Annotated in this window: 18 protein-coding genes and 1 pseudogene; 10 read left to right on the top strand and 9 right to left on the bottom strand. The window is 64.2% G+C overall.

Translation table 11 applies throughout. The annotated features are described in order from the left end of the window. Positions 1 to 16: 16 nt before the first annotated feature. From QD280_RS06700 to QD280_RS06690, 3 genes are all read right to left on the bottom strand, one after another. Entirely contained in the window at positions 17 to 2,170 is a 2,154-nt protein-coding gene (locus QD280_RS06700) for a pyridoxamine 5'-phosphate oxidase family protein (protein ID WP_279838715.1), read from the bottom strand. A 28-nt stretch (positions 2,171 to 2,198) separates the two neighbouring features. Next, positions 2,199 to 2,840, bottom strand: coding sequence for a glutathione S-transferase (locus QD280_RS06695; protein WP_054557151.1), 642 nt, complete (start codon positions 2,838 to 2,840; stop codon positions 2,199 to 2,201). Positions 2,841 to 2,934: 94 nt separating this feature from the next. Further along, a complete protein-coding gene (locus QD280_RS06690) occupies positions 2,935 to 3,411 on the bottom strand; it encodes a nuclear transport factor 2 family protein (protein ID WP_279838714.1) in 477 nt (158 codons plus the stop codon). A gap of 133 nt (positions 3,412 to 3,544) precedes the next feature. On the opposite strand from QD280_RS06690, the gene QD280_RS06685 reads away from it, so the two are divergent. Next, on the top strand, positions 3,545 to 4,468 hold the full coding sequence (locus tag QD280_RS06685; RefSeq protein WP_279838713.1) for a LysR substrate-binding domain-containing protein: 924 nt from the start codon (positions 3,545 to 3,547) through the stop codon (positions 4,466 to 4,468). On the opposite strand, the gene QD280_RS06680 is transcribed toward QD280_RS06685, so the two are convergent. After that, positions 4,448 to 5,452 (bottom strand): LysR family transcriptional regulator, encoded by a 1,005-nt coding sequence (locus QD280_RS06680; protein WP_279838712.1) that lies wholly within the window; start codon positions 5,450 to 5,452, stop codon positions 4,448 to 4,450. The two genes, QD280_RS06685 and QD280_RS06680, sit on opposite strands and share 21 nt — an antisense overlap. Before the next feature lie 127 nt (positions 5,453 to 5,579). Between QD280_RS06680 and QD280_RS06675 the strand changes: the two genes are divergently transcribed. From QD280_RS06675 to QD280_RS06660, 4 genes and pseudogenes are all read left to right on the top strand, one after another. After that, positions 5,580 to 6,512 (top strand): NAD(P)-dependent oxidoreductase, encoded by a 933-nt coding sequence (locus tag QD280_RS06675; RefSeq protein WP_279838711.1) that lies wholly within the window; start codon positions 5,580 to 5,582, stop codon positions 6,510 to 6,512. Positions 6,513 to 6,515: 3 nt separating this feature from the next. Next, positions 6,516 to 8,081 carry an aldehyde dehydrogenase family protein gene (locus QD280_RS06670; protein ID WP_279838710.1) on the top strand — a complete coding sequence of 522 codons (1,566 nt, stop codon included), beginning with the start codon at positions 6,516 to 6,518 and terminating at the stop codon, positions 8,079 to 8,081. Between the two features lie 321 nt (positions 8,082 to 8,402). Then, a complete protein-coding gene (locus QD280_RS06665; protein WP_279838709.1) occupies positions 8,403 to 10,463 on the top strand; it encodes a CocE/NonD family hydrolase in 2,061 nt (686 codons plus the stop codon). 94 nt (positions 10,464 to 10,557) lie between these two features. After that, positions 10,558 to 11,400 (top strand): annotated as a pseudogene (locus QD280_RS06660) (LysR substrate-binding domain-containing protein); the annotation flags it as partial. Here the strand turns inward: QD280_RS06660 and QD280_RS06655 are convergent. Beyond that, positions 11,399 to 12,409, bottom strand: coding sequence for a LysR family transcriptional regulator (locus QD280_RS06655; RefSeq protein WP_279838708.1), 1,011 nt, complete (start codon positions 12,407 to 12,409; stop codon positions 11,399 to 11,401). The pseudogene QD280_RS06660 and the gene QD280_RS06655 sit on opposite strands and share 2 nt — an antisense overlap. Positions 12,410 to 12,657: 248 nt before the next feature. On the opposite strand from QD280_RS06655, the gene QD280_RS06650 reads away from it, so the two are divergent. Both QD280_RS06650 and QD280_RS06645 read left to right on the top strand, forming a co-directional pair. Continuing rightward, positions 12,658 to 14,085 carry a sodium:solute symporter family protein gene (locus QD280_RS06650; protein ID WP_279838707.1) on the top strand — a complete coding sequence of 476 codons (1,428 nt, stop codon included), beginning with the start codon at positions 12,658 to 12,660 and terminating at the stop codon, positions 14,083 to 14,085. Positions 14,086 to 14,320: 235 nt separating this feature from the next. Further along, positions 14,321 to 15,604 (top strand): FAD-dependent oxidoreductase, encoded by a 1,284-nt coding sequence (locus tag QD280_RS06645; RefSeq protein ID WP_279838706.1) that lies wholly within the window; start codon positions 14,321 to 14,323, stop codon positions 15,602 to 15,604. 224 nt (positions 15,605 to 15,828) lie between these two features. On the opposite strand, the gene QD280_RS06640 is transcribed toward QD280_RS06645, so the two are convergent. The 4 genes from QD280_RS06640 to QD280_RS06625 all read right to left on the bottom strand — a co-directional run bounded on the left by QD280_RS06640 (position 15,829) and on the right by QD280_RS06625 (position 19,660). Further along, complete coding sequence (locus QD280_RS06640) at positions 15,829 to 16,530, bottom strand: FCD domain-containing protein (RefSeq protein ID WP_107334526.1); 702 nt, start codon at positions 16,528 to 16,530, stop codon at positions 15,829 to 15,831. A gap of 114 nt (positions 16,531 to 16,644) precedes the next feature. Beyond that, entirely contained in the window at positions 16,645 to 18,165 is a 1,521-nt protein-coding gene (locus QD280_RS06635; RefSeq protein WP_279838705.1) for a tripartite tricarboxylate transporter permease, read from the bottom strand. Beyond that, positions 18,165 to 18,635, bottom strand: a complete 471-nt coding sequence (locus QD280_RS06630; RefSeq protein ID WP_107334525.1) for a tripartite tricarboxylate transporter TctB family protein — start codon at positions 18,633 to 18,635, stop codon at positions 18,165 to 18,167. The genes QD280_RS06635 and QD280_RS06630 overlap by 1 nt, the downstream gene beginning before the upstream one ends. Before the next feature lie 59 nt (positions 18,636 to 18,694). Further along, complete coding sequence (locus QD280_RS06625) at positions 18,695 to 19,660, bottom strand: tripartite tricarboxylate transporter substrate binding protein (protein ID WP_192839296.1); 966 nt, start codon at positions 19,658 to 19,660, stop codon at positions 18,695 to 18,697. Between the two features lie 648 nt (positions 19,661 to 20,308). On the opposite strand from QD280_RS06625, the gene QD280_RS06620 reads away from it, so the two are divergent. From QD280_RS06620 to QD280_RS06610, 3 genes are all read left to right on the top strand, one after another. Then, complete coding sequence (locus QD280_RS06620; protein ID WP_279838704.1) at positions 20,309 to 21,085, top strand: SDR family NAD(P)-dependent oxidoreductase; 777 nt, start codon at positions 20,309 to 20,311, stop codon at positions 21,083 to 21,085. A gap of 208 nt (positions 21,086 to 21,293) precedes the next feature. Next, positions 21,294 to 22,886, top strand: a complete 1,593-nt coding sequence (locus tag QD280_RS06615; RefSeq protein ID WP_279838703.1) for an aldehyde dehydrogenase (NADP(+)) — start codon at positions 21,294 to 21,296, stop codon at positions 22,884 to 22,886. A 183-nt stretch (positions 22,887 to 23,069) separates the two neighbouring features. Next, the gene (locus QD280_RS06610; protein WP_279838702.1) at positions 23,070 to 24,098 is read left to right on the top strand and encodes a sugar kinase; all 1,029 of its coding nucleotides are present in this window, start codon (positions 23,070 to 23,072) and stop codon (positions 24,096 to 24,098) included. Positions 24,099 to 24,126 lie beyond the last annotated feature (28 nt).

The following is a 24,126-nucleotide window of genomic DNA, read 5'->3' as shown; positions in this document are numbered from 1 at the left end:
CGCCCGACGACGCAGCTCAAAGCGTCTGGATGACCAGCGGCTGATCATTGGCCGGATAGGCACAGCACATCAAAACCTGCCCCTGAGCCACGCCAGCCTGTGGCGGCTCGGGATACTTGACCTCACCCGCGACCAGTCGCAATGCGCAGCTGCCACAGCGCCCGGCACGGCAACTGGACTGGGTATTCACGCCTGACTGCTCGGCCAGCTCAAGCAGACTGCCCTGTTGGGGTGTCCACTGTCGTGTGATGCCCACGTCGCTGGCCGATGGCTGCCCGGGTGCCACGCGAGGCGTGAAGGTGACCCGAGTGCGCTCCGGCAAGCTCGTCTGGAAGTCTGCCGATAGCGCAACCGCGGTTGCCTCCCCCTCCTCCAGCGAACCACGCCCGAAGAATTCGTGATGCAGTTGCTCACGCGGTAACCCCAGCGCCAGCAGGGCGGCATATTGCGCTCGCATGAAGCCCTCGGAGCCACATAGATAGACATGGCTGGAGGCAAGCTCCGGCAGGCTGCCCGCCAGACTCACCAGCTCCAATCTGCCCACAGATTGATGCCGCCCGGCCACGAGATCCGCCGCACTCGGGCGCGACAAGGCGATATGAAGATGCAGCCACGCATGGGCGCGCGACCAGCGCTCCAGCGTGTCGAGAAATGCCAGCTCACGCCCATCACGCGCGGCATGCAGGAAGACCACTTCGCCGAGCGGCGGATGCCCCGCTTCTGCCTGCTGTATCAAGGCCTCCAGCATGGCGATCATCGGCGTGATGCCGACGCCGGATGACAGCAGCACGCAAGATGCTGGCAAGTCCTGCAACACGAAATCCCCCGCCGGGGGTGTCGCTTCCAGCACATCGCCCACCGCGAATTCATCATGCAGCAATCGTGAGGCAAGTCCCTTGGGGTCGCGGCGTACCGAGATGCGATAGGCACTCTGTCCCGCCCGCCAGGCCTGCGAAATGCTGTAGCTACGCATCACCGCGATCTCGCCGCAGGACAAGGGCTTGCGTGGCGTAGAGGCCAGACGCAGGGTCAGAAACTGGCCGGGGTGATAGGCGTCGATTTCCGCCGGTTCGCGCTCCTGCCCCGCTAGCGGCCATGGCGCCAGATAAAAGGAGGTGATCGAGTCACTTTCGCGCACCTTGTCGATGACGCTCAGACGACGCAAGGGTACGGGCGCCTCGTCAGGGGCCGGCCAGTCACCGGTCTGCTCAAGCGACGGCGAGAGTTCGATCAGACGCCCCTGCGCCGGCAAGGCATGCTCGACATGCAGTACCTGCTCCGGCACCACATCCACGATGCGCTCGGCGCCCGCGACCAGCGCTGCCCGCTGGGGGGTCCAGTCGACCCGGGCATGCCCCTTGAGCACCAACGCCTCGCCCGTGATGAAGTCGGGAATCAACAGGCTGACGCGGGAATCCAGCTCGATATTGCCCAGGGTGTTGAAGAAGCGATTGCCGGCAAAATCGGGAAACGACAGGCTGCCGTCGGCATTCAGGTGCAGAAAGCCTGGCCTGCCGCCACGATGCGAGACATCCACGCCGTTGGGCGCAGCATCGTCCAGCTCGCCTGCGCGGGTCGCGATGAAGAAGGTGTCCGCCTGGGCCAGCAAGGCGCGCGCCTCTTCATCGTTCCATGTCGCCTCGTCATTGAGTGCCACCTCGCGGCTGACCAACGCTTTCGCCTGCTCGGCAGCCCAGTCGATCTCACGTTGCTGGATGTATTGCGGACAGTTGCCGAAGCTCTGATCGACCCCGATCCGCAGCCCATCGGGCGCCATGCCCGCCACGGCTTCAGGGGCAAGCAGGGTGCCATTCAGGCGATTGCGCCGCCGACTGGCCAGATCCAGCCCCAGCACGCCGATCCTGGTACCGGGAGTGAAATCCAGCCCCAGCAATTTCCCCAGCGCCGGTCGTGCATGCACCTGCAGCTCAGCGGGCGTGGCATTGCAAAGCTGCCCGGGCGGCGCAAGGCTCACCACCGCCCACGGCCAGCCGTCGCTGTCAGGCACGCCCATGAACAGCACCGGCAGACTCGCGAAGAACGCGACATGCTGCTCAGGCATGCGGTCGCGCACGTAGGGGGCGACCTGCTCGAGATAATGCTCCGACACGCCTGCGCGAGCCTGGACACGTCGCTCACCTGCATGAAACACCTGCCGATGCTCATTCATGGACAAACCCTCAGAATGACGGTGGGGCTCAGGCCAGTACCGGGCTCGTCGCCATGCCCACGAAGCCCGGCTCGGCTTCGATACGCGCAAGCCATCCACGAATGGCGGGATAAGGACTCAGGCTGACACCCCCTTCCGGTGCATGGGCGATGTAGCTGTAACCCGCGATGTCGGCCAACGTCAGGCGCTCCTCCACCAGGTATTGCCGCTGATCCAGATGGGACTCCATGACGGCGAACAGGGCATGCGCGCGGGCGATGGCCTGCTCGTGGTCAAAGGGGGCACCGAAGACGGTCACCAGACGGGCCGTGCAGGGGCCAGCGGCAATCTCGCCGGCCGCGACCGAGAGCCAGCGTTGCACTTGGGCCGCTGCCAGGGCGTCGCCGGGCATGAAGCGTCGTTCGCCGTCATAGCGCTGGGCCAGATAGACGAGGATGGCGTTGGAATCACTCAGGAAGACGCCATTGTCCTCGATGGCCGGCACCTGCCCGAACGGACTGATCCTGAGGAAGTCGGGCGCCTTGTGCGCGCCGTTGGCCATGTCGAGGTCCACCGTCTCATAGGGAATGTCCAACAGCGCAAGCATCAGCTCGACGCGGTGACAGTGGCCGGACTTCGGATTGCGGAACAGACGGATGGGCGCTGACGCGGCAGCAAAGCGTGGGTTCATGATTCACCTGACAATGTGAGGAAAAAGCAAAGAGGAAAGAGCCGAGAGCGGCAAAGCGCAGTGCGCTGCAGGAAACGTGGCAGGCAATGACGACTCAGAAGCCGAAATCGCTCAACCCGGGGTGGTCATCCGGTCGGCGCCCCAATGGCCAATGGAACTTGCGCTCGCTCTGCGCGATGGGGTGCTCATTGATGCTGGCGTGGCGATGGGTCATCAGCCCCTGCTCATCAAACTGCCAGTTCTCATTGCCGTAGGCGCGAAACCACTGCCCGCTGTCATTGCGATATTCATAGGCGTAACGGACGGCGATCCGATTCCCTGCGCTGGCCCACAGCTCCTTGATCAGGCGGTAGTCGAGCTCGCTTGCCCACTTGCGGGTCAGGAAGGCCACCACCTCATCACGGCGGGTCACGAATTCGGCGCGATTGCGCCAGCGGGTGTCCGGCGAATACGCCAGCGCTACCTTCTCGGGATCACGGCTGTTCCAGCCATCTTCGGCAAGACGCACCTTGCGTGCCGCAGTGTCTGGCGTGAACGGTGGCAAGGGATGGCGGGGGAGATTGGCTGACATGAAAGAGGCTCCAGCGGTTGGGGTGATCAAACACATCCCCACACTACTCTCCTCATCTGGCTGCTAGAATCCTCAGCAGACACAATTGATCATTCCAGATAATGACAATAATCAACGCCAATGGGAGCCACAGATGGATCGACTGCAGACACTGGAGGTCTTCGTGGCCGTGGCGGACGCCGAAAGCTTCGCGGCAGGCAGCCGAGCGCTGGGCATGAGCGCCCCCTCGGTGACACGCGGCATCAATGCCCTGGAAGCCCGCCTGGGCGCACGTCTGTTCACACGCACCACACGTCGCGTGCGCCTGACCGAGATCGGTGAGCGGTATCTGACGGATGCACGGCGTATCCTGGCGGAGCTTCAGGCAGCGGAGGATGGTGTCAGCGGCGCCGCGACACGCCCCACTGGCGTATTGCGCATCACCTGTCCCACCGAATTCGGCCGTCTCCATGTGATGCCACTGCTGATGGAATACCTCGAACGCTACCCCGAGATGCGCGCCGAGGTGGTCATGGTGGACCGCGTGGTCAACATGATCGAGGAAGGCTTCGATATCGCCGTGCGTATCGGCTCCCTGCCCTCCTCGGGGCTTTCGGCACTGAGAGTCGGCAGCGTGCGGCGCGTGGTGTGCGGCTCACCGAGCTATTTCGCCCGCGAGGGCACGCCGGACTCGCTGGAGGCCTTGGCCGGACAGCGCATCGTTGCCTCGAGCAACATGAATGCCAGCAAGGAGTGGCGCTTCGGTCGCGCAGGAGAACACGCCATACGAGTGAGCCCCCGGCTAACGATGAGCAGCATTGCCGCCTGCATCGAGGCGGCCCGCAGTGGTTGGGGCATCACCCGCGTGCTGTCCTATCAGGTCGGCGAGGATCTCGCCGCGGGTCGCCTGCAGGCCGTACTGGAGGAGCTCGAGCCACCGCCGCTGCCGATCCACCTGTTGCACAGTGAGGGGCGCGGCGCGGTGGCCAAGGTCCGCACCTTCCTGGATTTTGCCGCCGAACGCCTGCGCGCCAATTCTGTACTGAATCCCTCACCGTCAGCGCGATTGACCGACTGAGCCCCCCTCCGACGGGCTGAAGGCCGTCATGTCCTGTTGCAACAGGCTCGACAGCCGACTGGCGCCATCGCTCAACTGACGGCCCAGTCGGCTGATCAACTGCACATGCGGCGTGACGAACTGAGCTTCCTGCAGTGGAATTCGACACAGGCGGCCGGCGGTGACCTCCTCGGAGACCACGAATTCCGGCAGCAGCGTCACGCCGCCATGCAGCGCGAATTGCTTGAGCATGGCGAGGGCGTTGCAGGTCAAGGTCGGACTCAGCATCACTCCGGCCTGATGTTCGGCCTGTGCCACGATCTGGCGGATGCCGAATGACACCTCCGGCAGGGCGAGGGAGTGACTGGCCAGTGCCGCCAGCGACAGCGGCTCGGCCTTGCCTGCCGCCCGCCTGGAGCCTTCCTGAGCCCCGACCTGTTGCCCCCCGAGCGGCTGCCCCCCGAACTGTCGAGCCAAGTCATGCTGCGGATTGACCACCGCACACACCGGCTGCGGCCGCGAGACGTGCGTGCGAATCTTCGGATCACGAGTCGGGTGAAACACCAGTCCCAGATGCGCTTCGTCCTCGACCACCTGCCGGATCACTTCATTGGTCCCGCACAGATTCACCTTGAGTTCGATGCCCGGATAGCGCGCGGAAAAACGACTCAATGGCCCCGCCAGCCCCTCGATAAACCCCTCACCGATCGCCAATACCAGCGAGCCGCTCTGCAGCCCCTTCAATGACTGCAACGACTCGAGCAGAACCTCCTGCTGCGCCAGACGCTGCCGGTAATACTCCAGCACCCGCTCGCCCGCCTCCGTCGGCTTGACCCCGCGGCGATGGCGCTCAAGCAGCGGCATGCCCAGCTCATGCTCCAGCTGGGTGATCTGTCGACTGACCGCGGAAGGCGCCACATTCAGGAAATCCGCCGCCGCGCGCACGCTACCGAGTCTGGCAGCCTCATGGAAATGACTGATACGTCGATCCTGCACCAGACTCATCACGCCTCCAGCATTGCCTTGAAGGCAACATTAAAGTGAATTATGGATTATTGCTGGAACACAGAAGCGCTGTCCATACTCGAGTCACCGGGTGCTACTCCCCTCTCGCCACGACAGGAACACGACAATGACAACAACCGTCGGTGTCATCGGACTGGGCAACATGGGCGGCGGCATGGCCGCGACTCTCGCCCGTCATGACTTCCCCGTCCTCGGGTTCGATCTCTCTCAGGCTGCGCGTGACAAGGCGGCTGCGGCAGGCGTCACGCCGGTCGACTCCCTCACCGAGCTGCTCGCGAAGGTTGAGGTGGTAATCCTCTCGCTGCCCAAGGCCGAGCATGTCGAACGCCTGTGTCTAGGCGGCGAAGACGCACCAGTCAGCGATGCAGCAGAAGATCACCAGGCCGAAAGCCTGCTGGCCCTGGCCCGGGCGGGGCTGATCGTGATCGACACCACCACCTCGACTCCCGAGACCAGCCGCAAGGTGGCGGCGGCGCTGGCGACGCGCGGTATCGACTTCATCGACGCCCCGGTGTCCGGCGGCCCCAAGGGCGCCGCGAGCGGCAGCATGTCGATGGTGATCGGCGCCGAGGATGAGGTGCTGGCACGCGCCATGCCGGTGCTGGAGGCCATGAGCGGCAGCCGAGTGCACGTCGGTCGCTGTGGGGCGGGCAATGTCGCCAAGATCGCCAACAACATGCTCGCGGCCTGCCATCTGATCAGCACGGCGGAGGCCGTTGCCATGGCCGCCAGAGCGGGCGTCTCCCCCGAGAAGTTGCTGGAAGGCGTGAATGCGGGTTCCGGGCGCAGTGGCGCGAGCCAGGTGATGTTCCCCAACTGGGTGATCAACAAGGCCTTTGATTCCGGCTTCACCATGGGCTTGATGCGAAAGGATGTCGGGTTGGCCAGTGATCTGGCGCAACAGCTCGGGATGGAACTGCCCCTCGCCAACGCCGTCGCCCAGCTATGGAACGAGAGCCGCGCGACGCTGGATGACAGCGAGGATTTCTGCGCCATCGTGCAACGCACTGACCCGACCCTCTTCGGCCACGGAGCATAAGCCATGCTGACCCACGACATGACCCCGGCATTCTCGACGACTCAGCGTATCGCCGAGTTGATGCAGAGTTTTCAGAACAGCAGCCAATCTCAAGACGACATGCTTGTCGTCAGCAGCCTGATCGGTGGCGAGTTCATCAAAGGAAGCGGTGAGCGCATCGAGGTACGCAACGCTCAGGATGACAGCCTGATGCTGTCCTTCCCGGATGCCGACATCTCTCAGGTAGCGCTTGCCAATGCCGCCAGCCGCGAGGCCCAGCAGCAATGGGCCGCCCTGACCGCCCAGGCCCGCGGGCGCGCCATCTACCGCATAGGCAGCCTGGTCCGAGAGCAGGCCGACACCCTGGCCGAACTGGAGGCGCTGAGCGCCAACAAGCCGATTCGCGATGCGCGGGTCGAGGTGGCCAAGGTCGCCGAGATGTTCGAGTACTACGCGGGCTGGGCCGACAAGCTGCACGGCGAGGTGATTCCTGTCCCGACCTCGCACCTCAACTACGTCACCTACGAGCCGCTGGGTACCGTGCTGCAGATCACGCCATGGAATGCCCCCATCTTCACCGCCGGCTGGCAGATCGCCCCGGCCATCACCGCCGGCAATGCGGTGATTCTCAAACCCTCGGAGCTGACGGCGCTGTCCTCGCTGGCGCTGGGCGTGTTGATCGAGCGCGCCGGTGTGCCGCGCGGGCTGGTCAATGTCATCGCCGGCTACGGCCATAGCATCGGCCAGGCGTTGATCGCCGAGGGCGACATTCGCAAGGTGGTGTTCGTCGGCTCGCCCGCCACCGGCCGCCACATCGCCACCGCCGCGGCGCAGCGCTGCATTCCCTGCGTGCTGGAGCTGGGCGGCAAGTCCGCCAACATCGTGTTCGAGGATGCCGATCTCGAAGTGGCCCTGCGCGGCGCCCAGGCGGCCATCTTCTCCGGCGCCGGGCAGAGCTGCGTGTCCGGCTCGCGCCTGCTGGTGCAAGCCTCGATCTTCGACAAGTTCACCACTGCGCTGGCCGAGGCCACCACGCAATTCACCCTCGGTGACCCGCAGGACCCGGCGACCCAGATCGGCCCGATCAACAACGCGAAGCAATACCAGCATGTGACGTCGATGCTTGCCGGCGCCATCGAGGACGGCGCGCGTCTCGCCGATGGCTCAGCAGAGCCCGTACCGGACACCGGCGGCTATCATGTCGCGCCGACGGTACTGCTGGGCGACAACGCCATGGCCTGCGCGCAGGAAGAGATCTTCGGCCCGGTCGTGGTGGCCATACCGTTCGAGGAGGAAGCCGACGCCATCCGCATCGCCAACGACAGTCGCTTCGGGCTGGCCGGCGCCGTCTGGACACGCGACGTCGGCCGCGCCCACCGCGTGGCACGCCAGGTGCGTGCCGGCACCTTCTGGGTCAATGGCTACAAGACCATTCACGTCAGCTCGCCCTTCGGCGGCTACGGCGAGAGCGGCTATGGCCGATCCTCAGGGCTGGATGCGCTGCGCGAATACAGCGAAGTGAAGAGCGTGTGGGTCGAGACGGCAGCCGAGCCCGCCGCCAGCTTCGGCTATGGGGCAAGCCTGGAGTAGCCAGATGTGATCGTGTGCCTGTCAGCAGGGCAGCACTCAAGACAAGCAGTGGTCAACGGGATGCATGGCCTTGAAATGCCATGCATCCTTGCTCCCTCCCCGCATGACACCGCAAGGCGCCGTGGATTTCCCTCCACGGCGCCTTGCGGCGTTTGACGGCATGCGCCAGCATCGACTTCTGACTTCTGATTTCCGAATTCTGAGTCCCGGCGTCGCGGCCAGTGACAAGCAGTACTTCCGTGACTAGCAGTACTCTCGTGACAAGCAATACTCCCGAGACAAGGCATCCCTCCATCGGCCCGACGACACAAGGATACGTGAATGCGCGTCAAGACCGACTTCCCCCATCGCGTCCGCGAGATCGAGCACACGCTGATTCCGCTCTCTGACGGCACCCAGCTGGCCGCCAGAATCTGGCTGCCGGAAGACGCGGAACAGGCGCCGGTGCCGGCCATCCTCGAATACCTGCCCTACCGCAAGAGTGACGGCACCGTCGCGCGTGATGCCCTCACCCACCCCTACTTCGCGGGCCACGGCTATGCGTCAGTGCGCGTCGACATGCGCGGCAACGGCGAATCCCAGGGGCTGATGGAGGATGAATATCTGCCACTGGAGCAGTCCGATGCGCTGGAGGTGATCGACTGGATCGCCAATCAGCCCTGGTGCACCGGCAAGCTCGGCATGATGGGCATCTCCTGGGGCGGCTTCAATTCGCTGCAGCTGGCCGCGCACCGGCCCGAGCCACTCAAGGCCATCATCACGATCTGCTCCACCGATGACCGCTACACGGATGACATCCACTACAAGGGTGGCAACCTTCTCAACGAGAACCTGGCCTGGGCCGCCACCATGCTCAGCTTCTCCGCGGCCCCGCCGGACCCGCGTCTGGTCGGCGACAAGTGGCGCGCCATGTGGCAGGAGCGACTCGATGAGATGCCGCTGCTGGCCGAGACGTGGCTTTCGCATCAGCACCGCGATGAATACTGGAAGCAGGGCTCCATCAACACCAATTACGCCGATATCGAAGCGGCGGTCTATGCCATCGGTGGCTGGGGAGATGCCTACAAGAACACCGTCGGGCGGATGATGGAAAACCTGAGCTGCCCGCGCAAGGCGCTGATCGGCCCGTGGATTCACAAGTATCCGCACTTCGCGGTGCCCAATCCGGCCATCGGCTTCCTGCAGGAAGCGCTGCGCTGGTGGGACCACTGGCTGAAAGGCGAGGAAAACGGCGTGATGGACGAGCCGTCCGCCACCTTCTATCTGCAGGACTCCCTGCCGCCGAAGACGATGTATGCCGAACGTCCGGGGCGCTGGGTGCAGACGGATGGCTGGCCCGCCAGCGATGTCGAGATGCACGAGATGTCCCTGAGCGAATCAGGCCTGAGCGACGACACACGTCAGGGCCAGCAGGCACTGTCCAGGCCGGTCGTGGTGGATTCTCCCCTCACCGCTGGTCGTCATCAGGGCGAGTATTGCGCCATCTGGTTCGGGCCTGACCTGCCGGCCGATCAGCGTCTCGATGATGCGCTGGCCGTGTGCTTTGACAGTGAACCGCTCGACGCGCCGCTGGATATCCTCGGCAAGCCCAGGGTCACGCTGACACTGGCCAGTGACCAGACTTGCGGCCAGCTGGCAGTGCGCCTGAGTGACGTGCAGCCGGATGGTCAGGTCGCGCGCATCACCTACGGCGTACTCAACCTCAACCTGCGCGATCATGACAATCCCCAGACACTGGTGCCGGGCGAGCCCATCGAGGTGGCGCTTGAACTGGACATGGCGGGCTACCGGATTCCAGCCGGCCACCGTCTGCGTGTGGCTCTCGCGACAGCCAACTTCCCGATGGTGTGGCCGGCAGCCGGGCGTGCGGCACTGACCCTGCAACCGGGCCTGCAGTCACTCGCGCTGCCGGTCTTCACCGGCGAGGCCGTGGCCAACCCCTTCGAGGCACCGGAGTCCGCACAACCGGCCAACATCAGTGAGCAGCGTGCCGCCAAGCCCAGCCGCAGCGTGGTCGAGGACGTGGCCAGCGGCGAAATCACCACCATCGTCGAGGACGACATGGGGGCGATGACCTTCGAGGATACCGGCATGCGTGTCGAGCATCGCTGCACCGAGCGCTATACCGCGCATCCGGAAGATGCGGATCGCACGCGTGCCGAGATCGTCTGGCATTACCGCGCCGGACGCGATCAACACGGGCGTGACAGTGCCGTGGGCGAGACGACCCCGGGACAGTTCGACATCCGTGTCGAGAGTCACTATCGCATGCGCTGCGACGCCGAGAACTTCTATCTCGAAGCCGAGCAGATCGCCTGGGAAGATGACAAGGAAGTCCATCGCCGTGACTGGCAGCGCACAGTGCCGAGAACCGCGGTGTAAGCGGACTGCGCCATGAGTTGAACGCACCACGAGCCTCACGGGTCGTCATGCTATCCTTGGCCGAGCCATTTCACGCTCAGCTCAAAGGACTCGCATGTCGGCCCGTGATGCTCTCCCCCCTCTGCAATGTCTGCGCGCCTTCGAAGCCGCCGCTCGTCACGGCAGCTTCACGCAGGCCGGACGCGAGCTCAATCTGACCCAGAGTGCCATCAGCCGCCAGATCAAGCGTCTGGAGGATGACCTCGGCCGTCCGCTGTTCGAGCGTGATCCTGATGGCCTGCGCACCACCCCTGCCGGGGAAGACTACTACCGCGTGATTCGCCGTGTGCTGCGTGAGCTCGCCGATGAGACCTCCCGCCAGCGCAGGCGTGGCAATGAGCGTCAGCTCACCCTCGCCACTAGCCCGACGGTGGCCTCCACCTGGCTGGCCCGCAAGCTGACCGACTTCCGCGAGACCCATCCCGACATCGAGCTGCGTATCCTGACAGTGGAAGACCCCTATCGTCTGGACCTCGCCGAATTTGACCTGGGCATCTATTACCACCTCAGCAACTAGATCGACCCGCCCGGCCTGAGCGCGGAAGCCATTTTCGACGAAGAGGATGTGATCGCCGTCTGCAGTCCTGCCTATCTCGAACGTTACGGCCCCATCCACGATGCCGAAGACATGCTCGCCAACCACACCCTGCTGGTGGTCGAGGACTTCTTCAAGGACTGGCTGACCTGGCAGCACTGGTGTCAATCGCTCGGCCTCGATTGGCAGTCACCAGCCCACAGCCTGCGCGCCAACAGCTACCAACTTCTGATACACGCCGCCTTCGCCGGCCAGGGCGTCATCCTGTGCTGGTCACGCCTGCTCGGTGAGGACATCGCTGCAGGCCGGCTGGTCAAGGCATTGCCACATGCCCTGCCCAGTATCGGCACCTTCTCGCTGCTCACCCCTCAGCATCGCCACATGAGTCAGGCCGCACAGCGCTTTTCCCGCTGGTTGTTGGGGCAGCGCCCGCCTCAAGGGGCAGGCCATGAAGACGATGAGAGCGTTGCTGCCAGGCGGCCAGCTCCGCCGCCAGATAAGGCATGAAGCGCTGCCCCTGACGCGAGACGGGATGAAAGCGCGAGGTGACCAGCGCGACATCCAGAGTGATGGTCGGTGTGAAGGGCACGATGCGCAGATGGCAATCGCGGCGCGCCAGCATCGCCTCCGCCGTCACCGGATCGATCAGGGCGATCCCCAGCCCTTCATTGACGAGCATCGCGACCGAGGGAAACAGATGGGTCTCGATGCTCGCCTGCAATGTCATGCCGGCCTGCTGGAAGGCACCCGCGAGTTTCAGAGTGCTCTGGTGATGCTGATCCAGCGTGATGATGGTCTCCCCGGCCAGGTCCGCCGGGCTCAGTGATGCCTTCTCGGCGAGAGGATTGCCTTCGGGAACCGCAAGCGCCATGCACAGCCGATACTCCTCGAGCACCAGCTCCTCGATGGCGGCGTCCGACTCGATGACGCCGAGATCGAACTGGCCCTCGGCGACCCACTCGGCGATCTTGCGCGAGCTGAACGTCTGCAACGACAGGCGGCTGTCGGGAAAATCGACCAGATAACGCGCCATCACTCGGGGCATCACCGTGGGAGACAGCCCCGGCATCGAGGCCACGGTGAGCTTGCCGGCATGGCCGTCACGCAGCCCATCGGTCAGCTCATCAAGGTGGCCCACCGACGCCAGCACCTTGTCGACCCCCTCGGCCAGATGGACGGCTTCCGGCGTCAACTGGGTGCCGTAGTGGTTGCGGCGAAAGAGCAGAAAGCCGACTTCGCTTTCCAGATTGGTGATCGCCGTGCTTACCGCGGGCTGGGTGATGGCCAGGCGACGCGCTGCCTGGGAGAGACTGCCCGTGCGTACCACTTCCTGAAAGATCTGCAATTGACGCAGGTTGTGTCTGAGTTTCATGACGGCTGGGCTCTCATCTCATGGCAGGGCTCTCGTGGCAGGGCTCGCGTGGCAAGGCTCTTGTGACAGGGCTCGCATGGCAGGGCTCTCGCGGCGGGGCACTCATGTCCGGATTCTCGAGACTAGCCTTTCTCGGGCAGACTCTAAATTGTTCTTATGACTTAATAGACAGCCTTTAGTTGTGCTTATACCCCCTGCGGGAGGAAGCTGACCAGACCCTCATAACCAACAACAAAGGGCCACAGACAATGCATATGATCGACCTCATGGGGCTATTGCTGTATTTCGCGATACTGCTCTACATCGGCTACCGCAGTGCCAGGAAGACCTCCAGCAGTGCCGACTTCGCCGTCGCCGGCAACAAGATCATCTGGCCGGTGCTGTTCGCCACGCTCGCCGCTTCCTTCCTCGGCGGAGGTGCCTCGATGGGCCGCGCCGGCAAGGCCTTCGATGAGGGCTACGCCTTCATGTTCGCGGCCTCCGCCTTTCCCATCGCCACCATCATCGCAGGCCTCTACATCGCACCGCGCCTCAAGCGCTATGCGGGCGCCCAGACGGTCGGTGACATCATGGCGCATCACTATGGTCGCAGCGCTCGCCTGCTGACCGGCATCTTCTCGCTGATCTTCTGCGTCGGCATCCTCGGCGCTCAGGCGCTGGCCATCGGCACCGTCTTCAATGCCATCCTGGGCATCGAGATCAGCACCGGCATCCTGATCGGCATGGCAGTGGTACTGGTGTACTCCACGGCCGGCGGCATGTGGGCCGTGATCCAGACCGACGTGGTGCAGTTCGTGATGCTCGCGGTCTTCCTGCCCATCACCATGATCGTCGGGCTCGACAAGATCGGTGGCCCCGATGCCCTGATCGCCGCGCTGCCCACCGAGCACTTCAGCATCATGGGCGATTACACGCCGCTGATGTTCATCAGCATCTTCATCGCCTTCCTGCTCGGCGAGACCCTCGTCCCGCCCTACACCCAGCGCGCCCTGTCGGCACCGGATTCGCGTCATGCCAAGATCGGCTACTCGCTGGCCGGCGGCTTCGGTCTGCTGTTCTATGCCGTCAGCTCCACCATCGGCCTGATCGCGCTGGTGCTCTATCCGCAGATCTCGCCGGATCAGGCCATGCCGGAACTGATTCGTGACGCCCTGCCACTGGGCCTGACCGGCCTGGTGCTCGCCTCACTGCTGGCCGTGGTGATGTCGACGGCGGACTCCTACCTGAACTCGGCAGCGGTCATCTTCGTGACCGACATCTACAAGCCCTTCATCAATCCCGCCATGTCCGGCAAGCAGCAGCTGTGGATCGAGCGCGGCGTCAATCTGGCCATCGGGCTGGGCGCCATCGTCTTCGCGCTATACGCCACCTCGATCATCGATGCGCTGCTGCTGAGCTACGCGCTGTGGGCGCCGACCATCCTGCTGCCGTTCATCTTCGCCGTGCTGTTCAAGATTCGCTGCAAGCGTGCCGGCATCGCCGCGATGCTCGCCGGGGCACTGACCACCAGCGTCTGGAAATGGAGCGGCCTAGAACTTGAGGCATTGAGCGGCATCACGCCGCTGATCGCCGGCGTCATCGCCAATATCGTGGTCTTCACCCTCGTCTATCAGTTCTTGAACGCGGCGCCGGACCACAACGGCAATAACGCCCCGACCCAGCCCACCCACTCCTGAGGACCTGACCATGTTCGGACTGACCCTGTATGTGATCTGCCTGCTGAGCATCCTCACCGCCGTGGGCATCGCCATCGCCTCCTGGAAGTTCTACCGCGACAACTGAGCCATCGGCAGGGCCTGCGCCGCTCGACCATGAGTTTTTCAAGGCTCTGTCATGGCCCTGCCACCGTCTTCATCACGCCGATCATGTCGGGCAACTCGCCCGGCATGACCGGCAAAGAGAGTACGCGCGATGACCCCGCAATCCTCCGCCGCCGAAGCGGCGAGTCACGAAAGCATTGCCGTCATTGGCGCCGGCATCATCGGTCTGGCGACCTGCCGCGCCTTGCAGGCACGTGGCTATCACGTTCGACTGTATGACCCGAATCCCATCGGCGAGGGCACCTCCTTCGGCAACGCCGGCCTCATCGCCAACTACGCCACCTCACCGATGGCCAGCGGCGATACCCTGCGTCAGCTGCCGGGCCACCTGCTGAGCAGGCAGCCCTCCCTTGCCATCGCCCTGCGCCACACGCCTGCCCTCGCGGATTTCGGCTGGCGCTTCCTCAAGGCGGCAACGCCCTCCAATTTCCAGCGCCACAAGGCCGACCTGATCGCCCTGCTGGCCAATGCCGTCGAACGACAGCATGCTCTGATAGATGACCTGCAGACCAGAGCGCCCACTGCACTGGCCAGACAGACAGGTTGCCTGCAGATCCAGCGCGACACCGCCATCACCCCGGCATCGCTGGAGAAGATGGCCCAGGCGAAGCGCCTTGACGGAGTCGAATGTCAAGCACTGGGCGCGAACCAGCTGCGGGATCTGGAACCGTCGCTCAACTCGAAGGGACTGGCAGGCGGCCTCTACTTCCCTGATACCCGCCATCTCACCAGCCCGCTGACACTCAGCCGCCAGCTCTTCACACAGCTCGAAGAAGGCGGCCTTGAGTGGACGGCGCAACATGTCGACGCCCTCACGCCACTTTCCAGCGGTGGCTGGCGCATCGACACCGCCGCCACCTCGCAGGAGGTCTCGCATGTGGTGATCTGCGCCGGTATCGCGAGCAATACGCTGCTGGCAGGACTCGGCAAGCGACTGCCGGTGGTCAGCGAGCGCGGCTATCACATCGAACTCGCCACCTCGCTCCCGCTCTCACGCCCGGTGGGCTGGCTGGCGCACCACTTCTACGCCTCGCCCATGGCCGCAGGCATTCGCCTGGCGGGCACCACCGAGTTCTGCGCGCCATCGCGCCCCGCCTCGCCGGAGCGTTGGCAAGCCCTCACGCAATGGGGCGAGACACTCTTCGGTCAGCCGCTCGACGTCGCCCGCCACTGGATGGGCGTGCGCCACTCCACCCCCGATGGCCTGCCGGTCGTGGGCGAAATGCCCGGCTGCCCCGGCCTGCTGCTCGCCTACGGGCATGGCCACCTGGGCCTGACACTCTCGGCCGAGACGGGAGATCTGGTGGCACACACGGTGGCGCACGAACCCCTGCCGGAATACGCGCGCAGCCTGTCGCCCACCAGGTTCCTTTGATACACAGGAGATGCGCTGGCTGGGCGAACACTAGCCTTGCGAGCATCGTGCTCTGCCTATCTTCATAGGCCGCTTACGTGCCTTCAGGCCACGTTTTCACGCCTCCTGATACGACAATGCCTCTGATCGGTGACGACCAGAGGCATTGTCGTGGGTCATGACTTCTTGGCGAAATGCTTACCTGTAGAGGGGCTTGCCTGTTGTGGGGCTTACTTCTTGAGAGACTAAGGCGCATGAACGCCTTCGAACATGCGTCGGCGCGCGCCTTCGAGATGCGCCCGCATCGCGCTTTCGGCCGCCGCGGCGTCCTTGTCGGCAATCGCATCGATGATCGCCTGATGCTCATCCTGGACGATGCGCAGGCGTTCCTCCGAGGCGCGCAGTGACAGGCCGCGCGTCAGGTTCATGCCCTCCTTGATGCTCTGGTTGAGCGAGCGCAGCACGGTGGCGTAGTAGTGATTGCTGGCCGCTTCGGTGATCGCCAGATGGAACTCGAAGTCTTCATCCGAGGCGCGATCATGGTTGAGATTGGCCTGGTTGATGGCTTCGAAGCGCTGGCGAATGTGCTCCAGCTGCTCCGGGGTGCGCCGCAGTGCGGCAAGGCCCGCCGCACTGGCCTCGACATTGGTGCGAAACTCGAAGCAACGCTGGATGTCGGCGATGCTGGAGATGCGCGCGAATTCGAGCACGGCGCTGTCGGGTCGATTGATGACGAAGCTGCCCGAGCCCCGCCGCGAGACGACGAGATTGTCCTCGCGCAGCCGCGCCAGCGCATCACGCAGCACCGGGCGCGACACCTCATACAGCTCGCACAGGCGCGCCTCGGTAGGCAGCTTCTTGTTGACGGGGTAATCACCGCTGATGATGGCCGCCAGAATCTTCTCGTAGACCACCAGCGCCAGTGAATGCTTGGCTGCGTCACTCATCGTGTCATGTCGCCCTTTCTCATCACTCTTGGTCCACCTTCAGGCATGTCGGATGGTGTGCAATTCTACCGGAAACCCTGCCAGTTGAGGAAAGGCCGCGCGGCTGACGCCCGTTCAGGCATCCTGGGGCTGAGTCGCTTCCTCTGACTGCGGCGCCTTGCGCCCTGCCTTCACGCCATTGACGATGATCATGCTCCACACCGCCACCGCGGCGATGGCCAGCACCATGGCGATGGGGCGGTCCACGAAGGCGGTCAGGTCGCCATTGGACTTGAGAATCGAACGCATGAAGTTGCTCTCGACGATCGGCCCGAGAATCACCGCCAGAATCATCGGCCCGACCGGGAAGTCGTTCTCGGCCATGAAGAAGCCCATCAGGCCGATGCCGAGCATGATCCAGATATCGAACATGGCATTGTTGGCCGCGAAGGCACCGACGATGCAGAACATCAGGATCAGCGGGAACAGGATGCCAGTGGGAATCGACAGGATGTGACGCGCCCCACGGATCGCCATGAAGCCCAGCGGCAACAGCAGCAGGTTGGCCAGCACGAAGACCATGAAGATGGCGTTCACCAGCGGTGCCTGGTCGGTGAAGACATCCGGCCCCGGCGTGATGCCCTTGGTCATCAGGACGCCGATGATGATCGCCGTCACCGTATCGCCCGGGATACCGAACACCAGCGCCGGAATGTAGGCACCGGAGAGCGACGCATTGTTGGCGGAACTGGCCGACACCAGGCCTTCGGGATGGCCCTTGCCGAACTTCTCCGGCGTTCGGGAGAACTTGCGGCTGACGGCATAGCTGATCCAGGAGGCGATGTCGGCACCGGCGCCGGGCAGAGAGCCGATCACGGTTCCCAGTGCCCCGCCGCGCAGCACGCCGCCCTTGTACTTCCACAGGGTCGAGCCGACGCCCTCGAAGGGACGCTTGATGACCGGCGGCACGATCGGCGCCGGATTGCGCGTCTCTGGCATGCGGCGAATCAGCTCGGAGATCGCGAACAGCCCGATCAGCACCGGCAGGATGGAGATACCGGCCAGCAGGTCGTAGTTGCCGAAGGTGAAACGCATCTGGCCGGAGACACTGTCCATGCCCACCATCGCGATGACCAGGCCCGCCAGCATCGAGATGCCGCCCTTGAGCGGATCACGCCCCGAGACGAGGATCGCGCAGGACAGCCCCAGCAGTGCCAGCCAGAAGTACTCATCGCTGGTGAACTGGATGGCGAACTCGGCGATGCGCGGCGCGAAGAAGGCCAGGATCAGCACCCCGATCACGCCGCCGATCATCGAGCAGGTCACGTTGAGGCCCAGCGCCAGCCCCACCTTGCCCTGCTTGCCCATGGCATAGGCTTCCTCGGTATAGACCGCCGAGGCTGGCGTACCGGGGATTCGCAACAGCGCCCCGGGAATGTCCCCGGCCACGATCGCCATGGCCGTGGCGGACACGATGGCGGCGATGGCCGGCAGCGGGTCCATGAAGAAGGTGACCGGCACCAGCAGGGCCGTGGCCATGGTGGCGGTCAGGCCCGGGATCGCGCCCATGAACAGCCCGAACAGGGAGGCGGCCAGGATGATCAGCATCACTTCCCAGGTGAACACCATCGTGGCGGCTTGCAGTAAGTCACTCATCAGTAGATCACCTTTTCCAGCAGTCCCAGCTCGAGCGGCACGTGCAGCAACTGGCCGAACACGCCCCAGATCACCCCTGTCGCCGTCACCGCGATGCCGGCAGCGGGCATCCAGCGACGATGATGGAAGGTGTAGAGCAGCAAGGTGAGCAATACGAAGGACACCACGGGGAAGCCGACCACCGGGGTGAGATAGATGTAGGCGATGATGGAGGCACAGATGGCCACCAGCGTCAGAATGAAGGTGATCAGCGGCACGGGGTGCTGCCAGGCAAACCAGACTTCACGATTGCGCAGCCCACGGACGAGCAGGATGGCCCCGAACAGTATCAGCAGTGCGCCGATGACGGTGGGAAAGGTACCGGCCCCATATTCCTGGCGCGGCAGGTTCTTCAGGTCGAGGGAGGCATATATGACGGCAGCCCCGAAGGCTGCCGTCACCACACCCGTTACCTTGTCGTTGGTACGCATGTGCGGTTACTCATGAAGACTCAGGAGGAAACGTTCGAACACGAAGCGATGCGACGTGCTCAGTTGGCCAGCCCCAGCTTGTCGATGGTGGCAGCGTTCTTTTCGTCCTGATCTTTCATGAAGGCACGGAACCCTTCGGCATCTTCCCACACGGTGCCGTAACCGCGGCTGGCCATGAAGTCCTGGAACTGCTCGGACTTCCAGACCTTCTCGGTGGCTTCAGACAGACGCGCGGTGACCTCTTCCGGCAGACCCTCAGGGCCGACCAGACCACGCCAGGAGCCCTGGCTCCACTCGGAGCCGGTCAACTCCTTGGCAGACGGAATGTCCTCGAAGGAATCGACACGCTCATTGGCGAGTACCGCCAGCGCCTTGACGCGACCCGACTGGCGCATGGATTCGATTTCCGGCAGCGAGGAGAACACGATATCCACGCCACCGGCGGCGAGTTCCTGCAGGCCCGGTGCCGCGCCTTCGCTGGGTACCAGCGTCACGTCATTCGGGTTGATGCCCTGTTGATCCAAAAAGCCCGCGAAGGACAGATGGTAGGCCGCTCCCGGCGCAGAACCGGACACAGTGTAGTCACTGGGGTTGGCCTTCAGCGCCGACAATGCATCATCCAGCGTCTTCCATTCGGAATCGGCATTCACCGTGAAGGAGGCGTAGTCCAGATTGAGCAGCGCGATCGGCGTGAAGTCCTCATAGGACAGTTGCGCGGTGCCGATGTGCTGATAGGTGGCGATCTCTGCCGTGCCCAGCCCCAGGGTATAGCCGTCGGGACGCGCCATCTTCATGGCCATGTGCCCCACCACCCCGGAACCGCCGGTCTTGTTGACCACATTGACCGGCTGACCGAGCTCTTCCTGCAGGCCCGCCGCCAGCTGACGACCGACCGCATCGGTACCGCCACCTGCAGACCAGGGCACGATCAGCGTGATGGGCTTGTAGGGATAGTCGGCTGCCATCACCGCGGAAGCGGACAGGGTCAGCACGGAGGCACAGAGGACTTGTGACAATTTACGCATGGCGAAGACTCTCTCGTTGTCTTGTTATGGAGGCGTTGCGTGGCTGTGTCGATTGTGGCGTTGCAGCGTGGGGCAGCCGCTTTGGGGGTTGGCGATGACTGCCCCGAATACGCAGATCAGTGTCAGCGGGATGCACGAATTTTACAAGTTATGACAACTTGAACTTTAGACCAATCCAAAAATGGACAGCAGGGAGGGAGCGGGGGTTGCAGGTCGTGACGGGCTGGCCGGATCAACCCCTAGGATAGCCGACCCCGGCCCCTGCGACCCTTATCCAATGGCCGCAACGTCTTGCGGCTCGTTGGCCGATCAGCATCGGCTGAATTGCCACAAGCCATTGATTTATCAGCTTCATCAGAGATTTTACGACAAATCAGTCTCTTGCCTGATAAGCACAGTCCCCTCCCCCTTCAGCCCCAGTCAATACCGGGCGAGCCAGGCCTCAGGACAGCCTTCTCATGTCAGTCGAGAGGCGGGACTGCACTAAAGCACTATTCGCTAGTTGTCATTATTTGTTTGTCGATCCTGTTTGTCTGGGCTAAGGTGACTCGTGCCGAGAGGGAGCCGATGCTCGCCGCAGGCCCCTCCACCTTTCATTCGCCATGCCGCCTCCAAGAGCGTACGGCTTTCCACCGTCAGGAATCCCACATGTTCACCGATCTCAAGCAGAAGAAAGTTCTCATCACCGGCTCTACCAAGGGCATTGGCCTGGCAGCCGCAGTCGCCTTCGCCCGTGAGGGTGCCGTGGTCGGCATCAACAGCCGTCAGCAGGACGATGCCGCGCGCGATGCCATTCAGCAGATGGAAGCGACCGGCGCGCGCTTTGAATATTTCGCACGTGACCTGTCCACCAGCGAAGGCTGCGCCGCACTGGTGGAAGACTTCACCAAGGCCTTCGGCGGCATGGACGTGTTGGTCAACAACGCCGGTGGCCTGGGTGTGCGAGCAGGACTCGAGAGTCTGGACGATGCCGCCTTCGACCTGGTGATGGACCTGAACCTGCGCTCCGCGATCATGACCACCAAGTACGCCATGCCGCACCTGAAGGCCTCCGCCAAGGACTCCGGCACCACCGCCAGCGTCATCAGCACCGGCTCCATCGCGGGTCGCGAAGGCGGCGGTCTGGGCGCCTCTCTTTACGGCGGCACCAAGGCCATGCTGCACAACCTGCATCGCAACTGGGTGAAGGAATTCACCAAGGACAACGTGCGCTTCAACATCGTGTCGCCGGGCACCATCGATACCGTCTTCCATGCCGACAAGAGCGAAGAGCTGCGCACCAAGATCGCCGGCAGCATCGCCATGGGCCGTTTCGGCACCTCCGAAGAATGCGCGCCGACCTTCCTGTTCCTCGCCTCGCACGTCACCAGTGGCTACATCACCGGTCAGGTGATCGACATCAACGGCGGCCAGATGTGCCCGTAAGGCATGTCGCCTGTCACCTTCAGCGCGGTGGAATGACGTGAAGTGACGCGCAATCCCCAAGGCGGTGACGCCTCGACCGGCCTGGCCTGTCGAGGCGCCTGCCCCCCTGGCCCTCCGCGCGTCCTACGCACAGCACCTACCACGCACCCCAGGCCCCACGCTCCGTACGTCCCACGCACAGCACGCCCAACGAAAAGAGAGACGCCTCATGTCACCTTCCGATCAGACGACACTGCGCGGCCATCAGCTCATCGGCCAGCAGAGCCTGCTGGCTGACGGCAAGCCGGTTCATGCCATCAATCCTGCCAATGGCGAACGACTGGACCCCGCCTATCCGGCCGGTGGTGCCCGCGAGGTGGAGCTGGCCTGCCAGCTGGCGCATGACGCCTTCGACAGCTTCCGGGAGACGGATGCCGAGACCCGCGCCGGCTTCCTCGAGACCATCGCCGAGGAAATCGAGGCCATCGGCGAGCAGATCACCGAACGCGCCCTTCAGGAAACCGGCCTGCCACGCGCACGTCTGGAAGGCGAACGCGGCCGCACCTGCGGTCAGCTGCGTCTATTCGCCGGTGTCGTACGCGCCGGGGAATGGTTGGATGTGCGCATCGACCCGGCCATGCCGGAACGCAGCCCGATGCCACGTGCCGACCTGCGCCAGCGGCGCATCGGCCTCGGCCCTGTGGCGGTGTTCGGGGCCAGCAACTTCCCGCTGGCCTTCTCGGTGGCCGGTGGCGATACCGCCTCGGCCCTCGCGGCGGGCTGCCCGGTCATCGTCAAGGCGCATTCCGCTCACCCGGGCACGTCCGAGCTGGTCGGCGGCGCCATCCAGCGTGCCGTGAAGCGCTACAACCTGCCGGAAGGCGTCTTCTCGCTGCTCTACGGCAGCGGCAACACCCTGGGCCAGGCACTGGTCAATGACCCGCGCATTCAGGCCGTGGGCTTCACCGGCTCACGCAGTGGCGGTACGGCATTGCTCAAGACGGCTCAGGCCCGCCCGCAACCGATTCCGGTCTACGCCGAGATGAGCAGCATCAACCCGGTACTGCTGATGCCGGCCGCGCTTGAGGCCCGCGCCGAAGCGCTGGGACAGGCCTTCATCGCCTCGCTCAACATGGGTGCCGGCCAGTTCTGTACCAATCCGGGGCTAGTGCTGGCACTCGAAGGTGAAGCGCTGGAGCGCTTCCTCAACACCGCCGCCGACAATGTCGCGGCCAGTGCCTGCCAGACGATGCTGACGCCGGGCATTCATGACGCCTACCGCGGTGGCGTGGAGAAGCTTTCCGCCCTGCCTCAGGTACAGGAAGTCGCTCGCGGTGCGCTGGATGGTGACAACGCGAGCCCGTGTCAGACCGCGCTGTTCCGCACCACCGGCAGCGACTTCCTGAGTGAAGCCGCATTGCAGGAAGAAGTCTTCGGTGCCAGCTCACTGGTCATCGCCTGTCGCGATCTGGACGAGATGCGTGCGGTCTGCGAGCACCTGGAAGGCCAGCTGACCGCCACCCTGCATCTGGACGATGCCGATATCGCTGCCGCGCGCAGCCTGATGCCGGCCCTCGAGCGTCGCGCGGGTCGCATCCTCGCCAATGGCTGGCCGACCGGTGTCGAGGTCTGTCAGGCGATGGTCCACGGCGGCCCCTGGCCTGCCACCTCCGACAGCCGCACCACCTCGGTGGGCAGCGCGGCGATCGAACGCTTCCTGCGCCCGGTGTGCTACCAGGACTTGCCCGAAGCGCTGCTGAGCCCGACCCTGCGTGACGGCGCCGTCCTGCCACGCCTGGTGGACGGCAAGCGCCAGCACTGAGTCGCGCCATCACTGAGTCTGACGGCAACGGGTACGCGACAATCAGTACGCAACAAGTGACCCGCGCGACCAGCAAGACGGCGCAGCACTATCGGTGCAGCACTACCATGACGGCGCGGCTTCGCCAGCCGCGCCGTCATGCCTGACAAATACAAGGAATGTCTCCAAGACAAAGGACACGCCATGATGTCTGAGCAAGCCAGCGCGTCTGCGACGCCCACCTCTTCCCCTTCTTCCTCGCCACTGGAAATCCTCGCCTTTGGCGAAGCCATGGCCATGCTGGTCGCCGAGAGCGAGGGAGATCTTGCGCACGTCTCACATTACGAGCGCCGTATCGCCGGGGCCGACACCAACGTCGCCATCGGCCTCGCCCGCCTGGGCTTTCATGTCGGCTGGCTGAGCCGCGTGGGTGACGACAGTCTCGGGTGCTTTCTGCGCCAGACCCTGCAAGACAATGGCCTGGACTGCCGCCATCTGACCCGGGACAGCGAGGCGCCCACCGGCCTGATGTTCAAGGCGCGCGCCAGTCAGGGCGAAGACCCCCACGTGGAGTACTTCCGCCAGGGCAGCGCCGCCAGCCGCATGAATGCACGCGATGCCGATGGCATCGATTTCAGCGCCCTGCGCCACCTGCATGCCACCGGCATTCCGCCGGCCATCTCCCCCAGCTGCCGCGAGCTGTCCTTCCACCTCTTCGAGCAGGCCCGCGCCTCAGGCGCCAGCATCTCCTTTGACCCCAATCTGCGCCCCACCCTGTGGTCGAGCGAGCGTGAGATGCGCGACACCCTCAATCAGCTGGCAAGCCGCGCTGACTGGGTGCTGCCGGGACTGGCGGAAGGCGAACGTCTGACCGGCCACAAGACCCCCGAGGCCATCGCGGGCCACTACCTCGAACAAGGTGCCAAGGCCGTCATCATCAAGCTCGGCCCCGAGGGCAGCTATTACCGTGGGCTGATCGGCGGCCAGGAAGCCGCCTTCAGTGTTCCCGGCCAGCGCGTCGACCAGGTCGTCGATACCGTCGGTGCCGGCGATGCCTTTGCGGTGGGCGCCATCAGCGCCTTGCTCGATGGACTGTCACCTGAAGCTGCCATGCTGCGCGCCAACCTGCTGGGCAGTCGCGCGGTGCAGGTGCGCGGTGACATGGAAGGTCTGCCGGATCGCCAGACACTCACGGCGATCGAGAACGGAGAGGCCGCCAGTCTCGTGTCCTGAGCCGCGATCTGCGCCTGTCGATCCGTTC

Source organism: Cobetia sp. 1AS1, assembly GCF_029846435.1.
GTDB lineage: Bacteria > Pseudomonadota > Gammaproteobacteria > Pseudomonadales > Halomonadaceae > Cobetia > Cobetia amphilecti.
This window is presented reverse-complemented; position numbering and strand designations above follow the sequence as displayed.